The following is a 23,247-nucleotide window of genomic DNA, read 5'->3' on the forward strand; positions in this document are numbered from 1 at the left end:
AACACGTACGTTCAGCGATTGATATCGCAGGCCTGTTGGGAACACGCGGCCAGAGCCGGCACATCAGCTACATCATTCATAAACAAATCATCTGTGGCCGCGTACAGCAGCAGGGATAACACCGCCACCACCAACAACATCAATTGCCATCCGGGAATCACTTTCATAGGTCAGCCTCAGGGTCTGTTTCTCTCTCCTTGCTCCCGTGTATCCTTCCACGTCCTTTATCCTTAACCAAAAAAAGCCCGGCAATGCCGGGCTTTCTTACGGGCTTTCCGATCAATCAGCGGTCCAGCTGCTACCCGGACCGACCATGTCTTCGGAGATGTAGATCAACGCATCCAAATCCGCACCAATACCGGCATCGGGACCCGCTCCTTCAACCATGTTATTGGCATCCGGCGTGGTGAGCGTTGCGCCGTTTTCCGCGCCGAACAGGTTGCCATCCATGCCTTGCTTGAAGTTGAAAGAGCCGCTTTTAGACAAGGTGTCTGAGTAGATATGCACATTGTCGTAGTCGGAGCTCGCCTCAATGGCACAATCATCTATGACCGCAGTACGGCCACTGCCGTTGGTGTTGCCATTAATCGAGTTAGCTGAGTCCTGGTTCGCAATCAACAGACCATCCACATCAATCACAATACTGGCCAAACCACAGTTTTTACTGCCGAACTGCAGCGCATACTGTGCGTTAACCACTGTGTTGTTACTGATGGTCAGCGTTTTATTGATGCTGCCATCAGCTATCACAGCGCCATTGCCGTCCCCAGTCAACACTTCGGAATTGACGAGCAGTGCCGCACGCTGACTGGATGTGGTGCGAATGTTATTGATGTAGTTGTTGCTGATGGTGTGGCCCAATGGGGCGAACGAAATACCACCATCATCCTTATCATCGCCAGCAGAAATAATGATATTACTATCCACAGTTGAGCCAAAACCGTCTTCAAGTGCTATCTGGCCGGTGGAATTCACCACAGTATTATATCGGATCGTATTCCGGCTGGATTGCACTTTGATTAGTCGGCGGTCAACATTCACATTGCTGAACAGGTTATATTCAATCGTCGTCAGGCCATCTTCTTTACCATCAGAGGATGTAGAACGCCCCAACTGAATTGCGTAGCCCGATGAGTTGCGATTATCGATATCACCAGAAGGCAATGTGAAGTCCTTGAACAGGTTATAGCGGATGCTGTGACCTTCGTTGTTATCCGGTGTATTGTTAACGTAGATGGTAATGGCAGAACCTTTTTGTTCGGCATTTTTTGCCGCAAATACGTTGCGCTCAATAACCGACTGAAAGCCTTTCAGAGATACATAATGATATTCACCCGAAGCATCTGCCTGACCGTTAAAGGTGTTGTTCGACAAAACCGCTCCGCTACCCTCCATATAGACAGAAGCCGGTCCCGTCGACGCACAACTGCTACCGCTCGATAGGCTTAAATCGTTGAAGGTCATGCCATCCAGTACCGAGCCCGCGCCTAACACGATACAGCTAGTACCGGAAACGATTGGCGCCTGCCCAGCAACCGCTTGCACTGTAACACCGTCGCCAATCGATAGCTCTGGCATATTGGCATAGTCGCCTGCCTGCACACCGATCACATCACCAGACGCGGCAGCACCAACGGCCGAGGCCAATTCGGCTTTATTGCTGACAAGCGCACTATAGACAATACCATCGGCAGAGGACGTCAGCGATTCATCAAAGCCATCATCATCGGTGTAACTTGCCGTTACAGAAATGGCGGCACCGACTTCAGCGGCTGTTAGTGTGTATGACGAAGCATTGGCATTGGCGATCGCCTGCCCATCAGCCATCCACTGATAGCTTACGCTGCCACTGATACCGTTGGCATCGGTGGGCGCGGCAACGGTCAGTGCTTCACCAACCACCAAAGTGCCCGATATCGCGCCGGCTACACCATCAAAATCTGTTGCATCCGTGGTCACTGCAGCGGTCGACGCGGAGGTCAGTTGTTCCGAGAAGCCTGCATTATCGGTGTAGCTCGCGGTTACGCTCAGGGTTGAACCCAGAACCGCGGCAGTAATATTGTAACTGGCAGCGGTTTCGCCTGAGGCAGCCACACCATCAACCAACCATTGATAGCTGACACTGCCCACCCCGTTGGCATCAGACACAATCGCCTGAAGGCTGGAGCCCACACTGGCAGAGCCCTGAATGGACACGGAGCCTTCAGTGTTCACAATACCAATAGAACCTGCCAACGCATCAAGCGCTGCCTGATTCAGGTTTGCCGCCACCGCGGAACTGGCAAGATCCATTTGAGCCGCGGCCAGATCCTGTAGTGTCTGCACAGAAAAACTTCCATCTTCAAGATCGCTTGCCAATGCAGACACGACGGCTGATGCGTCGCCGCTGGTATTTTCATCCAGCTGAGACACTAATGCCAATGCGGTTGCATAAAGGCCGGCAGCATCATTACCAATAGCACCGGCTTGCAAATCAGCAGGCGCTTGCGCGGTGATATCAATGGTGACCGGAGCAGTTGCACCGGCTGGCACATATTCCAGCCCGAACCACTGCGCCACATCGTTGTTATAGGTGGTCAGCGCACTCAGCAATCCGGCCGCATCAGCCAGTGCCAACTGGGTGGCAAGCTCGGTGAGTGGCGAAACCACAAAGTCCGCATCGCCATCCACATTGACTACGGCACGGGTGAGCGGCGCGGTCAGACTGGAGCCGGTCGCTTCATCGATGTAGGTGCCACCAGAACATTCAACCAAGGCGGGCCCCTGATATTCAACGCCCGCAAAGGTCAGCACACCGGAAGCCGTCATGCCCGAGCCCAGCGCTGTACCTTTTTCGCCGGTATCGGTCAGTGGAAACAGGCTGCAGCTGCCACCCTCTACCAGACCGTGCACGAAGGTCGCATTAATAGTGAGTGAGGCGGGGACTGCGTCGGTTACAGTGGACGCGGTGGACTCACGCAGGCCGTTTTCACCCTGATAGCTCACTTTGACTTGCAGAGTCTGACCCACGTATTCATTGGTTACCGTGAAGGTGGCCGCATCCGCACCGGAAATAGCTGCACCATTGGCATACCAACCGTAAAGCACAGAATCCGCCACTACGCCGTCGGCATCACTGACCGTGGCCGTCAACACATCACCCACACTGGGCGATCCGGTAAAGCCCGAGATTTCCACAGACCCAGGCGTATTGCTGTAGCTGTTATCACCACCACCGCACGCCGTCAGTGCGGCACCAATGGCCAGGGTAAGTAACGTTTTCTGAAACATGGTAGGTCCTCTTTTTTATTGCTATTTATTTTTTGAGCGACTGTTCGCTGCTCATTGCTCTTACGCCGGCGCGCGCAACTCAGGGTTGCGCAGTACCGTGCGACGTTTCCAGGCGATAAAATGTCGCTTGCACGAAGTCGTCTGCATTACCGGTGTTATTCTGGTTGTAGACACCGGCCTTGAAGTACATGTAGTCGTCACTCACGTCGTAGCCGGATTGACTCATGTCCACCTCTGTCTGACCGCGCAGTTCATCTCCCACATAGATTTCAACGCGCAGGCTGTTGCCCTTAGCGTCAATCACGTAGGAAAACTTTTCATCCAGCGCGATGCCGTTAGCCGGATCTTCAGCGTTGTCCTTGCGACTGCCAATCAGGTCGATAAATATTTCGTCGCCGTGGCCGCGCGAGGGCTCATGGGCCATATACACAGATCCCCGGGTGTTGTTGGGTAATTTGCGGTAGTAGAGTCGGATTGGTTCATCCTTGTCGGCATGAATCTGACCGATAATGACCCGGCCTACTTGATTGGGGGCGCCGGTTACCGTGACATAATTGACTGCCAGCGTTGCCTCCATGCGGCCATCGACGGCGCCGGCAATCCGCTGCGCGCGCGGCGGCGCACTGGAAAACACCCAATTGTTTTTGTTGGGCCCGCCAGTAGCTTTGGTCTTGATGGATTTATCGCCGCGCCGGAGCATGCCGCGCAATTCACTGCGGGTAAATTTCGTATTAGCAGAGGTACGGCCGCCTTTATTGGGCGCGCGGAAAGTCATACCGCCATCCCAACGGGTAAAGAAATACAGCTCGTCCTCAAAGCCATTCGCCAGTTCCCACTCGTAGTAAATATCGCCGATACCATCGCCGTCATCATCGCGCGGCGTGCTCAGATACCAGCCGAGCAGATCAAAATTGCGGCCCGGAGGGAGGTCGGGAGACAAGCCGGTACCGCCTTCACTTTTCGGCTGAATAGCTGCCGCCAAGGGCGCGCCGGCGTGCTCAGCCAATGAGAAAGAAAAGTCGTCAAAGCGGCCTTCGGTGCCGGCGTATGAAGCAAACACAATGGCCTGAGTGGCCCCCTGACTGTCGAACACCACTGACAATTCTTCCCAATCGCGGGTCTTGCGTTCTGGCTGATCAAAATACATCTGGCCGTCCACTTTCACACCCAGCGTCCCGGCGCCAAGTACGCGCGCCGTAAGCTGGTAACGGGTGTCAGGCGTGACGGAGACCAAACGGCCCACATAACTTCCGGGCTTGGTCAGTTTGACGGAGTGCTTGCCGGTGTAGGCCTTGTCGGAAATCGATAACCCCTCGCCCTGGGGCTGCCAACCTTCCCAGCCCTGCTCAAAGCCCGGGTTAACCAGCTCATTGGCGCACAATTCAGAAGACAACAACAACGCGGCCAGACCAAGGGTTTTTCTCATTACCTACTACACCTGCTTTCTTATTACCCAAACCGGATACAGGCCGGCCAGGGAATCTTTTATCTGATACCAAACCATAACATGGGACCTATGTATCAGATCAATACATCTGACATATAATTTATTGAAATAAGGTAGTAAAAAAGCGCTTATAAATGCCGTAGACAGGGGCTAACACGCCATTTAACTAACTGATAAATAAGCTTATTATTAAATTTCACGCCTTATTTGCGAAACACCCGAAATAATCCAGCCATCTGATCAATTACAGCAATCAAGCGGCGTAATTTGGTCAGCAAGCGCACATTTTCGGGTTATTTGCCCTATCACTGGTTGACTAACGGGTCAGATTTCTTCCGCAAGAAATACGCAGCCCTGGGCCTCTAACCTACTACTGCTGGCAAGCATGCAAAAAAAAGCGCCGCTTAAGCGGCGCATAAGGTGCAAAACGATCCGAATTGATCGGGAGAGATCAGTGTCGTCTACACACGAGGGAACACCACACAATTAGTCATGCTGCACCGTCAGCTCATAAAAGGTGACTGATGCATAATCGGGCGAGGCGGTACCGGTGTTGTTCTGGTTATACAAGCCGGCCTTGAAGTACATATAGTCGTCTTTGTAAAAATCAGAAATCGTAATGGCGTTGATATCGCTGCTATTGTTGATCAACACTTTTGAGCGTGTTTTGGTGTAAGCGATGGCGTCCGCCGTGGTGTAAGTGTTACCGTCATAGGTCACTGTCACCGTCAGCTGGTCGCCCACCAATTTGATCTCGTACTCCCATTCGGCACCCAGCGGAATACCATTGGCTGGCTCTTCGACGGACGATGCATTGGCGTCTGTATCGTTTTTGTCGGTAAAGCCAATCACATTGATGCGATCAACCGGACTGCCACTGGCACCATCCACCGTAAAAAATACTGAACCCTTGGTGTGACCAGGTAGTTTGCGATAGTAAATTTTTACCGGTTCATGGTCTGCGCCGTGAATCTGACCCACAATAATTCGACCGATCTGGTCTGTACTGGTGGCATCCACACTGACCGTATTCACCTTCAAGCGCGCGCGCATGGTGCCATTCACACCGCCTACCAATGTCTGATTTTCAACCGGCGCCTCACTGGTGACCCAGTTATTTTTGGTAAAGCCTTTTACGTTGGCGGAAGAGTCATAGTATTCACTGATCAACTCCCTCAACTCACTGCGCACAAAGCTCGAGTTGGTAGATGTACTGCCTTTGTTTGGCGCCCTGAATGTCGGGCAACCTTCGCTGTCAAAGGTCAGGTCTGCGCCAATATTGGTGCGATCAATCAGGTCCTGAATATCGGATGCGTCATTGCGCGAAACACCATCGGATACGGTATAACCCCAGCGGGATAGATCCATATCCGCACAGGTTCCGGTGGGCGTTGGCGTTGGCGTTGGCGTTGGCGTTGGTGTAGGCGTTGGTGTTGGTGTTGGCGTCACAGAGCCGGCGCTGAATACATCGGCTTCGGTCAGGCTGTTCCAGCTGTTGCTGCTGTTGCCGTTACCCACATAGCGCACGTAGCGAGCCGAGCTGGAAGGCACACTGAAGCGCTCCGCTTGCAGGCTGGTACCGGAGCTCACCAGCCCCGAAGCCAACGTCGACCAGCTGCTGCCATTGGTGCTGGCCAGCAAATTGAAATAAGCCTGGCGCTGATCGCCCTTATAAAAGGCCAGATCAACTGCATCCACTTGCTGGGTGCTGCCCAGATCCAGCGTCAACGTCTGGCCTGATCCGTTGGCGCTCCAGCGAGTGTCAAAATTATTATCCAATACATTGACCGCCACGTTGCCATCGTCGGCACTGGCCGAAACGCTCTGCACGGTAATCGGTGTCAGGCTGCCGCCTGCTTCCGATTCAAAACTGACTTCGGTGATACTGTTCCAATCATTCGAACTATTACCTAAACCAACCAGCCGCAGATAACGTCCGGCGGCACCACTCACAGCAAAGGCTTCGAAATCCAATGTTGAACCGGAGCTCACGCCGTCGTATACCACTGACCAGTCGGTGCCATTGGCAGACGTGGCAATCTGAAACTGGGTTGTGCGCTCGTTACCTTTATAGAACGCAATATTCATCGCGCCGAATATCTGGCTGCTACCAAAATCATATTGCAGGTATTGCCCTGCACCTTGCGCCGACCAGCGCGACTCGGGTTCCAGAGAGCCATCCAGTGTGTTGGCGGCCACATGCCCATCATTGCCACTATCGGACACATTCACAGGGCTCAACGCATAGGCGGCACTTCCAATAGCCATCGCCAGCGGAAGCAGAAGGAAAGGGTTTGCTCTTTTCATTGATTTAATCTCGTGTCATTCATTATTGGTTTTATGGAACACAACTCCCCGTCATACGGGCACCTCAGTCGACTGCATCCTGCGGTTCATATCTGCCCTGAAAGTGGTATGAAATCATAGTCAGATAGATTAGTAAACCAAAGGTTAAAAATATTGCGACACAGGTCAGATAAGCGCTATAGTCAAAGTGCCGGTATCCCATGGCCCCGGCAGAGTAGGCAGGAAGCACAATAATCAGTAAAATCTGTCTGATCACTGCATCAGATTCAGTTATTCAGGAGCCAGCATGAGCGGACGCCGCCTTTATCAGAACGTTGTTGACGAGATCAATAAACTGATCGACTCCGGCGATTACCCGCCGGGCAGCCGTCTGCCGCCAGAGCGGGATCTCGCCGAGCGCTTTGACGTCAGCCGGCTGACCATCCGCGAAGCCATCATCGCTCTCGAGGTGCTGGATAAAGTCAGAGTCAAGACCGGCTCCGGTGTGTACGTGAAAGAACCAGCGCATAAAGCAGTTGCAGGGGCACCATCGGATATTGGCCCGTTCGAACTGACCCAGGCACGCGCCGTCATTGAAGGTGAAGCGGCAGCCATCGCCGCCAGCATGATCACCGAGGAAGCGCTGAAAGAACTGGAAGGCACCCTGAAGTTAATGGCGCAAGAAAACGCCGAAGGCGACCTGGCCGCGGCGGAAGCTGACCGGCAATTCCACCTGATTATTTCGCAGGCCACCAACAATGCCGCGCTGCTGATGACCATTAAACGATTGTGGGAAATCAGGGAAACTTCGGCGCCCATCGTGCGTGCCTATGAGGGCGTGTGCAAACTGAATGGCAAAAACCGGTTGGATGAACACCGCGCCATTTATGACGCACTCAAAGCCCGCGACGCCAACGCTGCGCGCAAGGCCATGCACCACCATTTTGCCCGCTTGATCGAATCCCTGCTGCACGTTTCCGAAGCTCAGGCTATTGAGGCTGCGCGACAGGAATCCCTGAAAAGCCGACAGCAATATTCGCTGGATCATTTGTTCAGCCGATAACCCCGGTCAAACGCCTGCACGCCCTTAAGTGTGCAGGTGCCCCCCCGTTCAATAGTCGCCCTGAATGCTGAATACGGAGGCTGCGGTTTTCAACCCAGCCTTCCTTGGCAGTCATCGCAAGCCCTCAACCCCTGGCTCCTGCTTGCATACGACCGCCACGAACGGCGGAAGTGCACCAATTGCAGGAGCAAATTGGTGCCAGTACATCCATGGACGCCGAAGTGTCGGACCACGGTTCTTGCTCCTGCAAAACCGGCATTTGACTGACAGGGACGTCAGGAATGCCGAAACCGCATGGAGCAGTTTTCGGCCCCGCCATCCTTGGCGGTCATAAAAAAAGGCCGCTAATGCGGCCGTAACGTGGGCGAGAGATGATTATGCGGTGCCCTTACCGCAAAAACGCGTTAACCAATCCAGTAAGCTATTTCGTTGCTGATCAACCGGTCATTTCCGGGCGATCAAATCCTGCCATCAGGCGGCGCGGAATAATGGCGCCGCGATGCTGGATCACCAGGGCGGCCAAACGGTGTGCGGTTTTTGCCGACGCCACCGGATCTTTGCCACCAATGCGCTCGGCCAGATAGCCGGCATTAAAACTGTCACCCGCCGAGGTGGTATCCACTGGCCGCACCCGCTGGGCGGGCACAATCGTGTTCAATTCACCGGCGATGATGCTGGCACCTTCCGGCCCCTGCTTGATCACTAATTCCGGTATGCCGTAGTCGAGCAAACGCTGCTGGTGCTGCTGCAAGCCGCCATTGCCAAACAAGGCCTGCTCATCCTCCAGCGTCAACAGTGCCACATCCACCTGGCGATAGATCTGCTCAAACGCCCGGACCGCGTCAGCCTTGTCGCCCCACAGTCGAGGCCGGTAATTTGAGTCGAACGCGACCTTACCGCCCGCCGCACGGTAGTGCTCCAGAAACCGCAGTAACCGACTGCGCGCTTCGGGCGGCAGTATCGCCAGACTGATACCCGTCAGATACAGCCATGGGTAGCGCATCAGCTGATCAAAAATCTGTTCGGCCCGGCCGGAATCGTTGAATAGCTTGCGCGCTGGTGACTGATCGCGCCAATAGCTGAAGCTACGTTCACCAGTGGCATCTGTTGAAATCAGGTACATGCCGGGCGCGTGGTCGGGGATGCGCTGCACCTGCGCACATCCGACACCTTCCTGCTGCCACTGGTTGAGCAACCAATAGCTCATTTTGTCGTCGCCCACGGCGGTGACAAAATCCACCGGGCAACCCAGGCGCGACAAATACACGGCGGTATTCAATACGTCGCCACCAAAGGCGAGGTTGGCGGGCAGCGAGCTGCCGGCGGAGGTGGCCGACGCCAGAGAAATCTCCAGCATGCACTCCCCCAATACCGCTATTTTTACATCCGACATGCGATGGACCTCAGGAGTACCAGGTACCGCCATTCACATCCACGTTGGCACCGGTCATATAGGATGCTTCGTCAGATGCCAGATACACGGCTGCCTTGGCGATTTCTTCTGAACGGCCTTCACGCTTCAGTGCGGCACCGCCAGCGACTTTTTCACGCACTTCGGGCTTGGTGAAAATGTTGTGGAAATCGGTATCGATCATGCCGGGGCACAGCGCGTTCACACGGATCTTCGGGCCCAGCTCTTTCGCCAGCGAACGGGTGTAGGTCATCACCGCACCTTTGGACGCGGCATAGGCAGCAGAACCCGGGCCACCGCCATCGCGCGCTGCTTGTGATGCGAAGGTCACAATCGAACCACCCTCAGACATCAAAGGCAGTGCCGCTTTAACGGTCAGGAACAGGGAGGTGACATTGAGGTCCATCACCTGGGTCCAGAATGCCTGATCGGCCTCTGCGGTGGTTTTACGGGCGACCAGACCGCCAGTGACGTGCATCAGCACATCCAACTTGCCAAAGCGTTCTTTAACGGTAGCCAGCGTACGATCCACATCGGCCTGCTTGGTCAGGTCTGCCTGCAGCGCTACGGCTTCACCGCCCGCTGCTTCAATTTGGGCACAGACTTTATTGGCACCTTCAGCGCTGGCCATATAGGTCAGAACCACTTTTGCGCCCTGCGCCGCACTTTCAAGCGCGCAGGCTGCACCGATATCACGACCACCACCGGTGACCAGTACCACTTTTCCTTTCAATTTATCTGCCATGATTCCAACCTTCTCTCTTTGGATGCACCGGGCCTGAGCACGCAGACCCGGGATAATGTCTGAATAAGTTCACTCTAACTAAATCTGATACATCGGTCAACCAATTTGTCTGACTTAAACTCACGGCTATCAGACCGATATAATCCTGCTTTCGTCACCGGGGTTTAAGCGGTTCGATCCGGGGGCACAATATCCACACCGCGGCCATCGCTGTGATGGCCAGTGCCGCGCCGATAACAAAAGCGGGGGTATAGTTGCCACCCGATGTCAGCCAGGGCACCAAAGAGGTCAGCCCCACGGCGCCAAGCTTGGCTGCCATGCCGGCAAAACCCGCCAATGAGCCCACGGTTTTACCGCCAAACAAATCACTCGGCAGTGTTTGTACATTGCCAATAGCGGTCTGAAAGCCGAACAGAATCACAGCCATCAGCAGCACCGCTGTCACAGGCTCTCCGGGATTGGCCATAGCGAGCAGTGTGGGCAACATGATCAGACAGCCCAGGGTAATCACCAGCTTGCGGGTTTTGTCCACCGACCAACCGGCTTTCATCCGGTTCTGCGCCAGCAAGCCACCGAACCAGGCGCCGAACATGGCCCCTACATAAGGCACCCAGCCATAAATACCGATTTCCTTTACATTCATGCCGTAGACTTCGGACAAGTAAATGGGAATCCAGAACACAAACAACCACCAGATGGGATCGATAGCGGCAGAGGCGATGATCACACCCCAACTCTGCTTGCGGGACAGCATTTCCATCGTGCCTGGGTTGTAGCCATCGTCGTCAGCTGAACCCGCAGACGAGTCGCTGCGCTGGCCGGTGAGAATGTACTCACGCTCCTCTTCGGAAATCCAGGGGTGACTTTTGGGCGGTGCTTTTACCAACACAATCCAGGGAATGAGCCACAGCAGGCCCACCAGACCGACAATCACAAAAATCATCTGCCAGGAAAAGTAGATAGTGAGAAACGCAATTAACGGGATCGATATGATGCCGCCGATTGCCGCACCGGAGTTAAAAATTCCCTGCGCAAAGGCCCGCTCTTTGGTGGGGAACCACTCAGCATTGCCTTTGGTAGCGCCCGGCCAGTTACCGGCTTCGGCCACGCCCAAGATGGCGCGAAAAATACTGAAGGTCACTAAACCCTTGGCGAAAGCGTGAGCGGCAGTGGCCAGCGACCAGATACCGATGGACAGCACAAAGCCCATACGGGTGCCCACCCAATCAAAGATCTTGCCGAAAATTGCCTGACCAAAGGCGTATGAAAAAACAAATATGACTGAAATGAACGCGTAAATTTCTTTGCGCTCGTCCGGTGTTTTGTCCGGGTACAGGTCCTGCGAAATGGCAGGCCACAACACGTTAAGCGATTGACGATCGATATAGTTGATGATGGTCGCCAGGGCGATTAACCCCACTACCCACCAACGCAGGCCTTTTATTTTCATAGTGACTCCCCTAATAATCTGATCACTGCACGTGCGAATTAATGATTTACCAACAGGTGTACGGGGCCCTGCCATTGAACGCGCTGTTCACCTAAGCTCAGCGCGTGCTGCCGCTCTGGCGCACGATCATCAGCCAACACAATACGCAGCGTTTGGCCGGACACGGTGTCCAGTGTCAGCACCTGTGCACCCGGGTGTTGCTCGATAGCGGCGCGGGCTATTGCCGATCTCGGCTGGCTTACAGTTTCCGCGCGGCCGTCATAGTGACCGTGTTGTTCGAGCAACTGGACAAACTGCACTCCGCCGCTGGTTTCGGCACGGGCAATTAATGCCTGATCCCTGCGCAGGTTGAACTCCGGGTCATTGGCACCCAGTTCAGCCACCAGCAAGGTCTGATCCGCCGGCGCCACCGCGGTGAGCGTGTAAAACCGGTTGTTGCTGAGCCAGCTTGCCTGCAGCGGCCGATGAGCTGCCGGCGCCAGTGTGGCCTTGTGCCACAAATGCTGATAGCCGTTTTGTGTGCCCAAAGGCTTCAACGCATCGGTGTTCACTGCCAGCTCACCGGAAAACGTCATCAGCTGGCCCTGAAAATGCACAGGCAGTTCATACACATGCTGCTCGTCGCTTTCGGCCGCCAGCAGATCAAGCACCAGAGGACCAGACAGCAACGGATGCTCCAGCAAAATCTGTGTGCGCGTCATCACCACACCTTTATAGGCATTGGCTTCACGCGCGCTCACCAGCTGCCATTGCTCGCCGCGAACAAACTGCAATAGTTCCGGACTGGATTTGGACGCGCGCTTAACGCTGCCGTCAAAATGACTGGTGCGATCCACCACCAGTGCGTTATGCGCCACAGTTTGCTTCGCCCAGCTGGTATTTTCCGGCAGGTAAATGCCACCTTGTTTGGGCTCCACGTTCAGGTAGCGAGCGGCACCGTAATCGCTGACGATTTCGGCACCCTGACTGTATAGTTGCCAGCCCAACCGATCGAAATGCCCGTGCCCCATGCCCTGGGACGCAGCCTTGAACACCACGGTGGTATCACCCGCCCGCAACAATGCCACAGCGCCTTCGTCGCCATTGGGGCCATCGCGGAACAGCTGGCTGCTGAATGGAAATTGAACGTCGGCCGAGCGTGCCAAATCAACGGCAACACGCAGGCCATCACCCGTTAACACCACCTGATTCTGCTTGCGCGCGATCGCCAACAGATTTTTGTCCTGGGTTTTCGCGTAAGCAATGGATACGCCGTAAACCATTTCTATGGTATCCAGCCCCTTGTCTTTGATCGCGTCATTCAAGGGCAGGAAATAGTGGCCGTCGGTCAATTGAATGGCGGCGTAAATGGCCTTGATCAGAATGCGGTCACGGTATTCAAAGATACCCATGCTGGGTTTGTGACGATCGAGCGCACGGGCAAACATCACGAAAGGCAACAATGCATAGCGTTGGTAGTAAGGGCCTTCCGTGTAATAGCCATCGGGTGAAAACAGCTGATCCATCTGCTTCAGAAAGCCCGCCTTGCCGGATTGGTCCAATCCTTTCAGGGCGATATTGACGTAATAATCGTCTGCCAGAACCAAACCGGTCATGCCAACTGCCGCCGCGGCCCAGGTGCCATGATTGTGAACTTTGTTAAAGGTACTGGCGGATTCTTTCGACAAAAAGTCGGCATAGGGTCTCAGCAAACGGGATTCCACCTGCGCACGCTGATCCTCCGTCATGGCGGGTAACACCATGTCATAGGCCTGAATCACATAAGTCAGCCACCAGGCATCATTGAGAATCTGCCAGAACAATTTGCCCGGCGCCTGATGTTTGTGTTCAGGATGCAACCCCAGGGTCGGGTACAGATCCGCATAGCGAACCAATACCTCCGCCGCCCAATTGGCATAGCGCGGATCGCCCTTGATGGTGTAAAGCTGCCCGGCCTGGAAAAGCAGTAAGGCATTTTTTTTGTGGCGCTCATGGCTGTAACCACCACCCGGATCTTTTGGCAGCGGAATATCCAGCGCTTGCGCCATAGCAGCATCAACTTCAGTCTGAGCTTGCTGCAATGCGTCCGCAAAAAGAGGTGCAGATACGCCGTCCGCACGCTTCATTGCGGCCACGTCTTGCGCTGCCACCAACAAGTTCGGGTGCCTGGATACATCTGTATCGGACTCACAGGCACTCAATATAAGTGCAGTAACCACTATGGAGAAAAAAACACCGGCTCTCACTTGGCTGTCTCCTCTGCCGTTTCGGTCGCATTCAATGCCACAGGCTCACCCCGATAACGGATATCCAGCAACGACTGGCGCCATTGATTGTCGGCTATCTCATACAGGGGTTCACCCACACGGCTTTCAATTTTTACCGTGCCCGAACCCGAGAGTTGGTTGCCTTTCAGGGTAACGACCTGCGCACCAAAGGCATCGATTAACAATTGATCCTGATTGCGTTTACCGCGTCCGGAATCGGTGAACTGGTTATTCTCCAGTATCAGATGCGGGCCAAAGGTACTTTCGTCAGTGCCGCCCCGGTACAGCGACAACACCTTGCCCTGAATCCGCTCAAACTGATTATTGCGAAGCACCACATAATCCGCATTGAAAATACCCAGGTCATCGATCTCCGCGTCCAGTTTGAGCATATCGCCGGTGATATCACTGAAACGGCTGTTTTCGATGCGAATTTCGTCCGCCATGGTGGACTTGGCCACTTTCAACAATGAATAGGAATGATTGACGTCCAGATTGCGCACCCAAACGCCGGAAAGCAGCAATCGATAATTGTTCAGCATGTCATACCGACTGGTACGGATAAGCGTATTGCCGGCAGTATCATCCGATTCTGCACCATCAATCAGCAGGTTGCGCAACGCCAACTGGCCACCATCCTGAATTTCAAACAGTGCATTTCTGCTATAGCGGACTGTGACCGACAGCGCATCCAGCGGCGCTTCAGGCCCCTGAATGGTCACCGCAAAAGGTACTTCAAGCACACGGTCAACCTGATAGTCGCCCGCTGCCAGCATCAGCACATCGCCGGGGGCCGCCTGCTTCAGCGCATGTTCCAATGCCTGATAACCGGGCTTCACATGAATGGTGCGCCCCGAATCCAGGGCACTACGGGCGTCGCCCTTCGGAAACCAGTCCACACCCACCTGATCCAGTTGAACCGGAAGTGCCGGCTTCGCCATGCCATGCTGCGTGGATTTTGACTGCCACAGACCGTCGGTATTTTTTTCCACTTGAATGTCCGTGCTACCCAGAGGAAACGCGGTTTGGTAGTTGGAGGCACCGTTGTCTGAAAATACCATGCCACTGACATCGTCGAAGGCGGTAATCGGATCGCTCTTAATGCCGGTGGCGATAAACAGATTGTTGGTTACTTTGGTATTGCTGGGCGTCTCACTTCGCTCGGCGTCCGAACCTGCAGCCAGTTGAATTGCAGCCACATCCACCAACGTATTGTTTTCAATGGTGACATTTTTCACTGCGTGATATCGGTTAATGGGCGAATTGGGCACACCGTTCATCACCACCAGACCGCCGCCAAAGCGATAGCCGGTTAGTTCGGAAAGGTAGTTATTGCGTACCTGGTGATCCGCGTTGATCACGCGGATTCCGCCGGTGTGCGGTTTGTTGTTACCCAGAAAAACATTATTCTCAATGATATTGCCATTGCCATGGCGCAAGGTGAGCGTGCCGGCAGACTCGAAAAACACATTATTGGTCAGACTGTTTTTACCGGATTTAACGGAAATAATTTCCACTTCACCGTCGCACCGGTCAAACCAGTTATTGCTGACTTCGGTAAAGGAGTCCGACAGCGAGTAGTGGCTGGTACCAATACGCAACGTCTCGCCACCATTGCTGCCCAGCACCTGGCGCGGACCGAAGTAGTTGTGATCGATTTTGTGATGATTTTGCTGGCTTTGTTCGGTATCCAGGCGCACCGCCAGGGTCACCCCCTGATTCATTTTGCCCACCAGGTGGTTGTGGTCAAAGCGATTGTGGCGACCATACAAAGTCACCCAGATATCCGGCTCGAAACGGCCGGGCTTATTGAATCTGTCGATAACCGTATTGGTTACGCGGGAATAATTTGCCAGTGTTTGTTTATCTTTCCGGAAGCTGATAACGCTACCGGTGGGGGAGTAGCCGCGGGTAAACACCAGACCATCGACCACCAGATAGTCGCCCGCCAGGGTCAGATTAGATTCGCCGGTGATGAGTACCTTGCCCGCTGTTTCCGCTTTCAACGTAATGGGCTTGCCGTCCTGACCATCGACCTCGAACAAAATTTCCACATCCTTCCATTCACCATTACGCAGCGTAATAGTCTGGCCAGGCTGTGCAGATGCAATAGCAGCGCTCAATTCGGTGGCGTTGCTCACTAACGCCTGTTTACCGCCACAGGCTGATACAAGCATTAGGGACAACACACCCATCAGTCTTATCAAAGAAATCATATCAGATACGAATACAGGGCCTGCTCGGAGGCGAAAAAGAAAGCCCGGCGACTGCGCGTCGCCGGGCACTGGCTATCAGAACTTAACGGTTACGCCGGCAAAAATGCGCGGGCCATAGCTGTTAACTTCACCCAAGTTATCTTCATCAAAGAAGTACTGCTGCTTGGGTGCACTGAACAGGTTGATAGCCTCGACCTTCAGCTTGACGTTATCGGTGAGGTCATAAGAAGCGCGTGCCTCCCAGGTACCCACATCACCCACATAGCGCAGGCGCGTGCCGTTGCTGGTGTAAGGCTGGAAGTAGCCACTACGGTACTTGTAGATCAACGCGGTATCAAAATCACCGATCTGGTAATAGATCTGGCCATTGAATACGTGGTTGGACAGCCCCGGCACAGAGGCAGGGTCAACAATGCCCGCAGTCAGTTGCGTGCGCACGCCGTCGAGACCGGTAGTGTAGGTATCACCGTAGAGACTGTCTTCAAACTCGAAATCCGAATCAGCGTAGTTGTAGCCGGCCTTCACACCAATACCATTATCCCAGCGATAGGCCGCGGACATTTCAATGCCGTACAGGTTACTTTCCTGATCGGTGGTCACCGCGTTGGTAATGGGCAAGCTCACGGTCTGGCCGTCAATCACAAACTCTTCCATCACGGTGCGCTGTTCAAACCCACCCAGGAAACGCTTGTAGTAGACGCCGGCAGCAAAGATTGCATCGTCATTCGGATACCATTCGAAGGACACATCAGCGTTCCATGACATCAGTGGCTTGGCATCGGGGTTGCCCGAACCGTTGGCACCCACCAGCAAATCAGGCAGCGTGGTCGGATCACTGGTGTCATCGGTGTCGAAGGTGCGACTGTAACCCATGTCGGACGGATTCACCCGCGACATGCCACGGTAAACACCACCGCGGATCACGTGCTGTTCTGAATAGTCCCACACGAAGTTAACGCTGGGCAGGAACTCAACATAATCACCGCCACCGCTGACTTTTTCGATTTCGCCAGCCACGGTTTCCAGGCTGACAACACCGGTAACCGGATCAGTTACCACCACGTAGCGATCACGGTAGCCATTGGATGTCACGTCTGTGCTGACCACCCGCACGCCGAAATTACCGCGTAATCCGCGATCTGCCAGCTGGGTTTCGTAGTCGGCCATTACATAAGCCGCATAGGTGGTTTCGGTTACGTCAGTGGTGCCCGGGTTCAGGAACTCCACTTCCGGGTAGACAAAATCCACACCGTTGGCTGCCGTCAGTGCGTTGGCAAAACACTGGTTATCGAAGGCCGCATAACTATTGCCGGTACCCTCTTCAATCACATTGCCATTGCTATCGACGTTGGTAATCAGGTTTCCGTCGCTGACGCGGTGCAAGAATTTACTGGATGGGAAATCGATAGTGCAGTTGGCCTGAATTTCAGCCACTACCGCAGAATCGGAGCTGGTGTACTCATCGCGCGAACCATTGCCATTGCTGCCACCAAATTGCACATAAGTCATTTCTGAACCGCGCAATCCTCCCTTAACGCCAGTAATGACGCCGGCATTCATGGCGTAGTCGAAATCAATGCGCAACGCATCCATGCGGTTTTCACGCACGTTTTCGCGATCTACGCGCGCACGGTAGGCGCCATCAAACCAGCTGTGGTCTGTCAAATCCTGGTTTTCGACGATGATGGTAGGAATGGTTTTGCCCATATCCCACACCACCGGAATACGGTCACCTTGCGCACGGTTGCTGATCTGCAGCTCTTCGCGATCAGTTGCAGAGTGGGACGCATCCACCTCAATGGTCAGGCGATCGTTCACATTGTGAGACACGTTCAGACCAAAGCCCTGATAGTTTTCTTCACGTGAATATTTTTCACCATTGGCTTCAAAGCGGGCATCGCCCTCCCAGTGCAGAATGCCACCGGCCGCGTTGGTCACCAGGTTTTCACCGGTCACACCAGGCGTTACGCGTTTCTGCTCAAATACCAGATCGTGGCGCTCTTCGGCCTGGGTACGGTTTGACACCTGCGCATCAAAATTAATGTCCCAACGCTCGGACGGCTGATATTGCAAACTGACAAAGAAGGAATCCCGCTCGTCCGAGGTTTCATTCTGGCGGTAGCTGCGGCTGGAGCCGGTCCACGCATAAGGAATACCATCGCTCACCGCTTTACCGGTATTCGGGTCGATAGTGGTGTCGTAGCCGCGGTTGTTACCGCTGCCATCGTTGCGGTCTTCACAATCGCCAGATGAGCTACGGAAGAAGCCCTCGTTGGTAATGCTGGGATCGTTCAGACACGCCCACAGCGAACTGCCCGTTGGACTGGAGCTGCGGTACTCGCCTTCGGGCTGACTGATGGCCTGACGCTGACCGCCCAATGAAATACCGATGGCCTGACCGTCGCCGAATTCAAACTGATCCACGTAGCTCAGAGTACCGCGATAACCCAGATCGCCCTGCAGAGAATTGTCGATGTGCTGTTGATCCGGGTTGTAATTGAGCTTTACGTCACCCTGAATACGCTGCTTGCCATACTCCAGCGGCTTCAGTGTTTCCAGCGCAATCACGCCGGCCACACCGCCTTCAATCATCGAAGCATCCTGGGTTTTATAGATCGCAACCTTGCTCATCAGCTCTGACGGGAACTGGGAGAAGTTCACCGAGCGGTCACCCGAACCGTTGGTGGCTTCGCGGCCATTGAAGTGGGTCGCGCTCAGGAAAGGGCCCAGACCGCGGATAGTGATTTCAGTGGCACCACCGTTTTCACGGTGTGAGGCCGCACCGGTAATGGACTCGAGCGCTTCACCAATAGACAGCGCCGGCAGTTCACCGATGTCAGACGCGGACAGGCCGTCCACAATGGTGGTAGCGTCGCGCTTAATGGCAATCTGGTCCTGCACCAGCTTGCGGGTACCGGTTACGGTAATTTCTTCCAGCACTTCCGCGTTTTGCGCATCGGCCGATTGTGCCAGCACCGGCATTGCCAATGGCGCAGTCAATCCGGCCAGGGCAGCGGCCCTGACCCACAGGGCCAACGGCCTGCGGGTAAATGTCTCGTTTGTGATTTCGCTCGTTGAGCGACGCTCTCCAGTAATTGTCACCGACATGATGGGGTCTCCAATTTTTATGGTTATCATCGGGAACCACTATATCCAAGTCAGACCAACAGATCAACCAATTGGTTCAATAGGTTGATTTCAGCTATCAGACCAAATAAATTGAGCGCCTAACCTATTGATTTTATTGAAAATATACCCTGTCAGCAAGCCAGATTCTTCGGTTGCGCCGGCGCACGACTGGTCAGTAATTCTGCGATATTCAGCGAACACAGAACAACACGTTAGCGGACCGATCAGTCAGATAAGCTGACGTCCCAATTCCAATTGATCAGATAATAGCATTGAGAGGACACCTGACTGAGCTTAGCAGTCAGGTGTGTACGCGCGATGTGCCGGGCGAAACTTGCCGGTTATTTGTGGCTGCCAGACGCGATAGTTTTCAGCGCCAACAGGGAATTGAGCAACGCCAGAGCCAGACCTCCGGCAACGATGCCTGTCACGAGGTTAGCCAGCATCGCCGCAATGACAGTAAATTCCGCCTCCAGCCCTTGCACCCAATGATGAACCGGGCCAATACCATGGACCAGGATACCGCCACCCACGAGGAACATGGCCGCCGTGCCCACAACAGACAAGGTTTTCATCAGCCAGGGACAAAACGCCAATATGGCTCGCCCGATCGTGTGTTTGAGTTTTTCCAGGCCGGTAGCGGCAGCGTCATTGATCAACGCCAGCCCCATGTCGTCCAGCTTGACGATAAAAGCCACCAGACCGTACACACCCACAGTCATCAGGGTGGCTATCAGACTGAGCACCGCCACCTTTTCACCGAAACTGGCCTGCCCCACTGTGCCTAATGCAATCACAATGATCTCTGCCGACAGCACAAAATCCGTGCGGATGGCGCCTTTGATTTTTTCCCGCTCAAACGCCACCAGATCCGCTTCGGGTTTACGCAGCGCTTGTTGCAACGCCGCGCGGTTGTCCGCTTTTTCCTGCTTATGAACCAGTGCGTGCCAGAGCTTTTCTACCCCTTCAAAGCATAAATAGAGGCCGCCCAACATCAACAGCGGCGTCACCAACCAGGGCGCAAACAAACTGATCGCCAATGCTGCCGGCACCAGAATCAGTTTATTGACGGCCGACCCTTTCGCCACCGCCCACACCACGGGCAGCTCGCGCTCGGCTCTCACACCGCTGACCTGTTGCGCATTCAATGCCAGATCATCGCCCAGTACACCGGCCGTTTTTTTTGCGGCCATCTTGGTCATCAGGGCCACATCGTCTAACACGGTAGCGATATCATCCAATAGCGCCAACAGGCTTACACCCGCCATAGTTTTTCCTTATGTTGTTGCGCGCCGATTGGCGCGCAGGGTGGTTTTAATTTTTACAGCGCCTTCGCCATTTTCGCTTTGCGCACCAATTGCACAAACTCGGTGCGATAGCCATACAGGTCTTCACCTTTATTGGCCTGCGCCAGCGCAATGGCATCGTCGTAGCTCCAGCTGCCGGTATATTTGCCGCCGCGCAGTAATTGTGCAAAACCCGCCACTGCCGTGGCAAATTCCACCTCGCGCATCAGGCCGGTATCCACCCGCGTGCGTTCGTTGGCGGTATTGCGCGCCGCCACCGGCTGCTCAATAAGACGCGACCTGGTCTCACCGGGCAGTTTATACCGCAGCTTCACAAAGGCGTATTCTGCCGCGTTACCCGCGTCGTCCTGAGGCGTGCCGTAACGGCTGGCATCGATTAAGGTTTTGCCGCCAACGGGCGTCAATTCATAAATGGCCGTTACCGTGTGGCCGGCCCCGATATCGCCGGCATCCACCTTGTCATTGTTGAAATCTTCCCGCTTGAGCGCGCGGGTTTCGTAACCAATCAGCCGGTATTCCGCCACGCTGGCCGGGTTGAATTCCACCTGGATTTTCACATCCTGTGCGATGGGGAAGAGTGCGCTGGTGGCCTCGGTCACCAACACTTTCTGCGCTTCGCTCAGGGTATCAATGTAGGCCGCCACGCCATTGCCGTTTTGCGCCAGCTCCTGCATCAGGTGATCGTGATAGTTGCCCTGACCGAAGCCCAGCACCGAAAGATAAATGCCTTTTTCCCGCTCGCGTTCCACAAAGCCTTTTAATTCGTCGCGATCCGTGATGCCCACATTGAAGTCTCCGTCAGTGGCGAGCAGCACCCGGTTTACCGCCTGCTTGTCGAAATGCTGGCCGGCCAGCTGGTACGCCAGCTTGATGCCCTCGGCACCGGCGGTAGAACCACCGGCCTGCAGTTGGTTCAGCGCCTGCAGGATGGTGTGTTTTTCCCGCGCCGGTGTTGGTGCCAGCACCGTTCCCGCTGCACCGGCATACACGGCAATGGCCACGGTATCGTCGGGGTTGAGTTGTGACAGCAACAACGCCATAGATTGTTTGACCAGTGGCAACTTGTCTGGCGCATTCATGGAGCCGGACACATCCAGTAAAAACACCAGATTGGATTTGGGTTTTTGCTGGATTTCGTAACCCTTGATGCCGATGTGCATTAATTTGTTGCCGGTCGCCCAGGGTGAATCGGTGACCATGACGTTGGTGGTGAAGGGCACAGATGTATCGGTGGGCGCCGGGTACTGATAGTCAAAGTAATTGATCATCTCTTCTACCCGAACTGCATCCTTCTGTGGCAACACACCCTGATTCAGTTGGCGGCGGACAAAACTGTAGGAGGCCGTATCCACATCGATGGAAAAGGTAGACACGGGATCGGCCGTGACCTGTTTGACCGGATTGTCTTCCACCGTTTCAAAGTCATCGCGACCTCGTTCCTGATAAGCAGGTTGAGGCACAGGTTCTGAAGGCATCATCATGGAAGCCGCAGCAGGTGCCGCTGGCATCGCAAGGCGAGCTGCAACCATTTCCCGCTTCTTTTCTTGTGCCACGGTGCCCATCAACTGTTGGCGCTCAGCATCGGCCTTTGCCCGCTCTGCTTTTGAAGCTTTGGCAAGGCGTGTCTCGTCGGCAAGTACTGCCGGTCTGGCTACACTTTCTTCAACGCTCTCTAGAGGCGCCTGCGCCATATCCGCTTCTGGCTCATCCACATCACGCCTTTCCGGAGTGCTCCGGCCCTCAGCCATTTCCGCCGGCAGCGCGGGCGTTTTTGCATCGTTAACAGGCGCCGGTTGCTGCTGGATCGCTAACAACGCCACCACCGCTACACTGGCGCTGGCCATGCCGGTCATCATCCACTTGTTGCGCTGAAATAAATTGATCTTTTCCACGGGGTTCACCTTTTCTTGGTTGGGTTTACCCGTTGGACGCCACCACTGAAAAAATCCTTGGCGGCTTTTGATCTTTTTTTCCGGCACAGCGTCGTCGGCCGGCTGATGGGTTTCATTAAAGGCCGCCATCGCCGCGGCCATGGCGGCCTCACGTGCGTTCGCACGTGGTGCCGGCACCGGCTCGCGCAGGTGTTGTTCCCAGTCCTCTGCCGGGCCGGGCTTTTTGGGTGTGTTGCTCATGGCTCATCCCCGCGCCACTGTTGCAGGCGCTTTCTCACTTCATGAATCCGCCAGGACACGGTGGATTCCTTGATTTCCAGAATGTGCGCGGCCTCGGCATGGGTCATGCCCTCGCCCAACACCAGCAGCACGGCCTCTTTAAAGCCTTCACCAAGACTCGCGATCCAGTTCAGCACCGCCGCGAGGAACAGGCCGGTTTCCGCGCTCATGTGGGAGGCTGCGGCATAATCATCCGGTAAAGCCTCAGTTTGATGACGCGTCTGGCTGCGCTGCCAGTCTTTGGCGCAATTGATCACCAACCGGTATAACCAGGTGCGGAAGGCCGCGTCAAAGCGGTACTGACCGATACACTGGGCCAGCTTGATGCACGCCTGCTGCGCCACGTCTTCCGCATCGGGCACATTGCCACACCATCGGTACGCCAGCCGGTAAATAAAGTCGTATTCGGTTTCCACCAGGCGCGCGAATGCCTGCCGGTCGCCGGCCTGGGCTGCGTTGATGAGGGCTGGGTCAGTCACGCGCGGTTATCCCTGCTTTTCCCGTTA

The 23,247-nt window shown here is 54.7% G+C and carries 14 protein-coding genes; 1 reads left to right on the top strand and 13 read right to left on the bottom strand.

What is annotated here, in order from left to right; genetic code table 11:
- Positions 1-11: 11 nt before the first annotated feature.
- The 4 genes from M5M_RS20345 to M5M_RS19535 form a co-directional block, all read right to left on the bottom strand.
- Positions 12-167, bottom strand: coding sequence for a hypothetical protein (locus tag M5M_RS20345; RefSeq protein ID WP_016389340.1), 156 nt, complete (start codon positions 165-167; stop codon positions 12-14).
- Positions 168-279: 112 nt separating this feature from the next.
- Positions 280-3,270: a chondroitinase-B domain-containing protein gene (locus tag M5M_RS10305; protein WP_015047427.1), complete on the bottom strand. Its 2,991-nt coding sequence runs from the start codon at positions 3,268-3,270 to the stop codon at positions 280-282.
- A gap of 79 nt (positions 3,271-3,349) precedes the next feature.
- On the bottom strand, positions 3,350-4,696 hold the full coding sequence (locus tag M5M_RS10310) for a polysaccharide lyase family 7 protein (protein WP_015047428.1): 1,347 nt from the start codon (positions 4,694-4,696) through the stop codon (positions 3,350-3,352).
- 507 nt (positions 4,697-5,203) lie between these two features.
- Entirely contained in the window at positions 5,204-7,024 is a 1,821-nt protein-coding gene (locus tag M5M_RS19535) for a polysaccharide lyase family 7 protein (protein WP_015047429.1), read from the bottom strand.
- Positions 7,025-7,310: 286 nt separating this feature from the next.
- Here M5M_RS19535 and M5M_RS10320 point away from each other — a divergent pair, with 286 nt between their 5' ends.
- A complete protein-coding gene (locus M5M_RS10320) occupies positions 7,311-8,066 on the top strand; it encodes a FadR/GntR family transcriptional regulator (RefSeq protein ID WP_015047430.1) in 756 nt (251 codons plus the stop codon).
- A 436-nt stretch (positions 8,067-8,502) separates the two neighbouring features.
- Here the strand turns inward: M5M_RS10320 and M5M_RS10325 are convergent, their stop codons facing one another.
- From M5M_RS10325 to M5M_RS10365, 9 genes are all read right to left on the bottom strand, one after another.
- A complete protein-coding gene (locus tag M5M_RS10325) occupies positions 8,503-9,459 on the bottom strand; it encodes a sugar kinase (protein WP_016389341.1) in 957 nt (318 codons plus the stop codon).
- Positions 9,460-9,469: 10 nt separating this feature from the next.
- Complete coding sequence (locus tag M5M_RS10330) at positions 9,470-10,222, bottom strand: SDR family NAD(P)-dependent oxidoreductase (RefSeq protein ID WP_015047432.1); 753 nt, start codon at positions 10,220-10,222, stop codon at positions 9,470-9,472.
- Between the two features lie 154 nt (positions 10,223-10,376).
- Complete coding sequence (locus M5M_RS10335; protein ID WP_015047433.1) at positions 10,377-11,672, bottom strand: MFS transporter; 1,296 nt, start codon at positions 11,670-11,672, stop codon at positions 10,377-10,379.
- A 38-nt stretch (positions 11,673-11,710) separates the two neighbouring features.
- Entirely contained in the window at positions 11,711-13,897 is a 2,187-nt protein-coding gene (locus M5M_RS10340) for an alginate lyase family protein (protein WP_016389342.1), read from the bottom strand.
- Positions 13,894-16,095, bottom strand: coding sequence for a polysaccharide lyase 6 family protein (locus tag M5M_RS10345; RefSeq protein ID WP_015047435.1), 2,202 nt, complete (start codon positions 16,093-16,095; stop codon positions 13,894-13,896). Before M5M_RS10345 ends, M5M_RS10340 begins: the two co-directional genes overlap by 4 nt.
- 114 nt (positions 16,096-16,209) lie before the next feature.
- Positions 16,210-19,242 (bottom strand): TonB-dependent receptor, encoded by a 3,033-nt coding sequence (locus M5M_RS10350; RefSeq protein WP_016389343.1) that lies wholly within the window; start codon positions 19,240-19,242, stop codon positions 16,210-16,212.
- A gap of 362 nt (positions 19,243-19,604) precedes the next feature.
- Entirely contained in the window at positions 19,605-20,531 is a 927-nt protein-coding gene (locus tag M5M_RS10355; RefSeq protein WP_015047437.1) for a DUF808 domain-containing protein, read from the bottom strand.
- Between the two features lie 53 nt (positions 20,532-20,584).
- A complete protein-coding gene (locus M5M_RS10360; RefSeq protein ID WP_015047438.1) occupies positions 20,585-22,702 on the bottom strand; it encodes a vWA domain-containing protein in 2,118 nt (705 codons plus the stop codon).
- On the bottom strand, positions 22,699-23,220 hold the full coding sequence (locus M5M_RS10365; RefSeq protein ID WP_015047439.1) for an RNA polymerase sigma factor: 522 nt from the start codon (positions 23,218-23,220) through the stop codon (positions 22,699-22,701). Before M5M_RS10365 ends, M5M_RS10360 begins: the two co-directional genes overlap by 4 nt.
- Positions 23,221-23,247 lie beyond the last annotated feature (27 nt).

Source organism: Simiduia agarivorans SA1 = DSM 21679, from assembly GCF_000305785.2.
Classification (GTDB): domain Bacteria; phylum Pseudomonadota; class Gammaproteobacteria; order Pseudomonadales; family Cellvibrionaceae; genus Simiduia; species Simiduia agarivorans.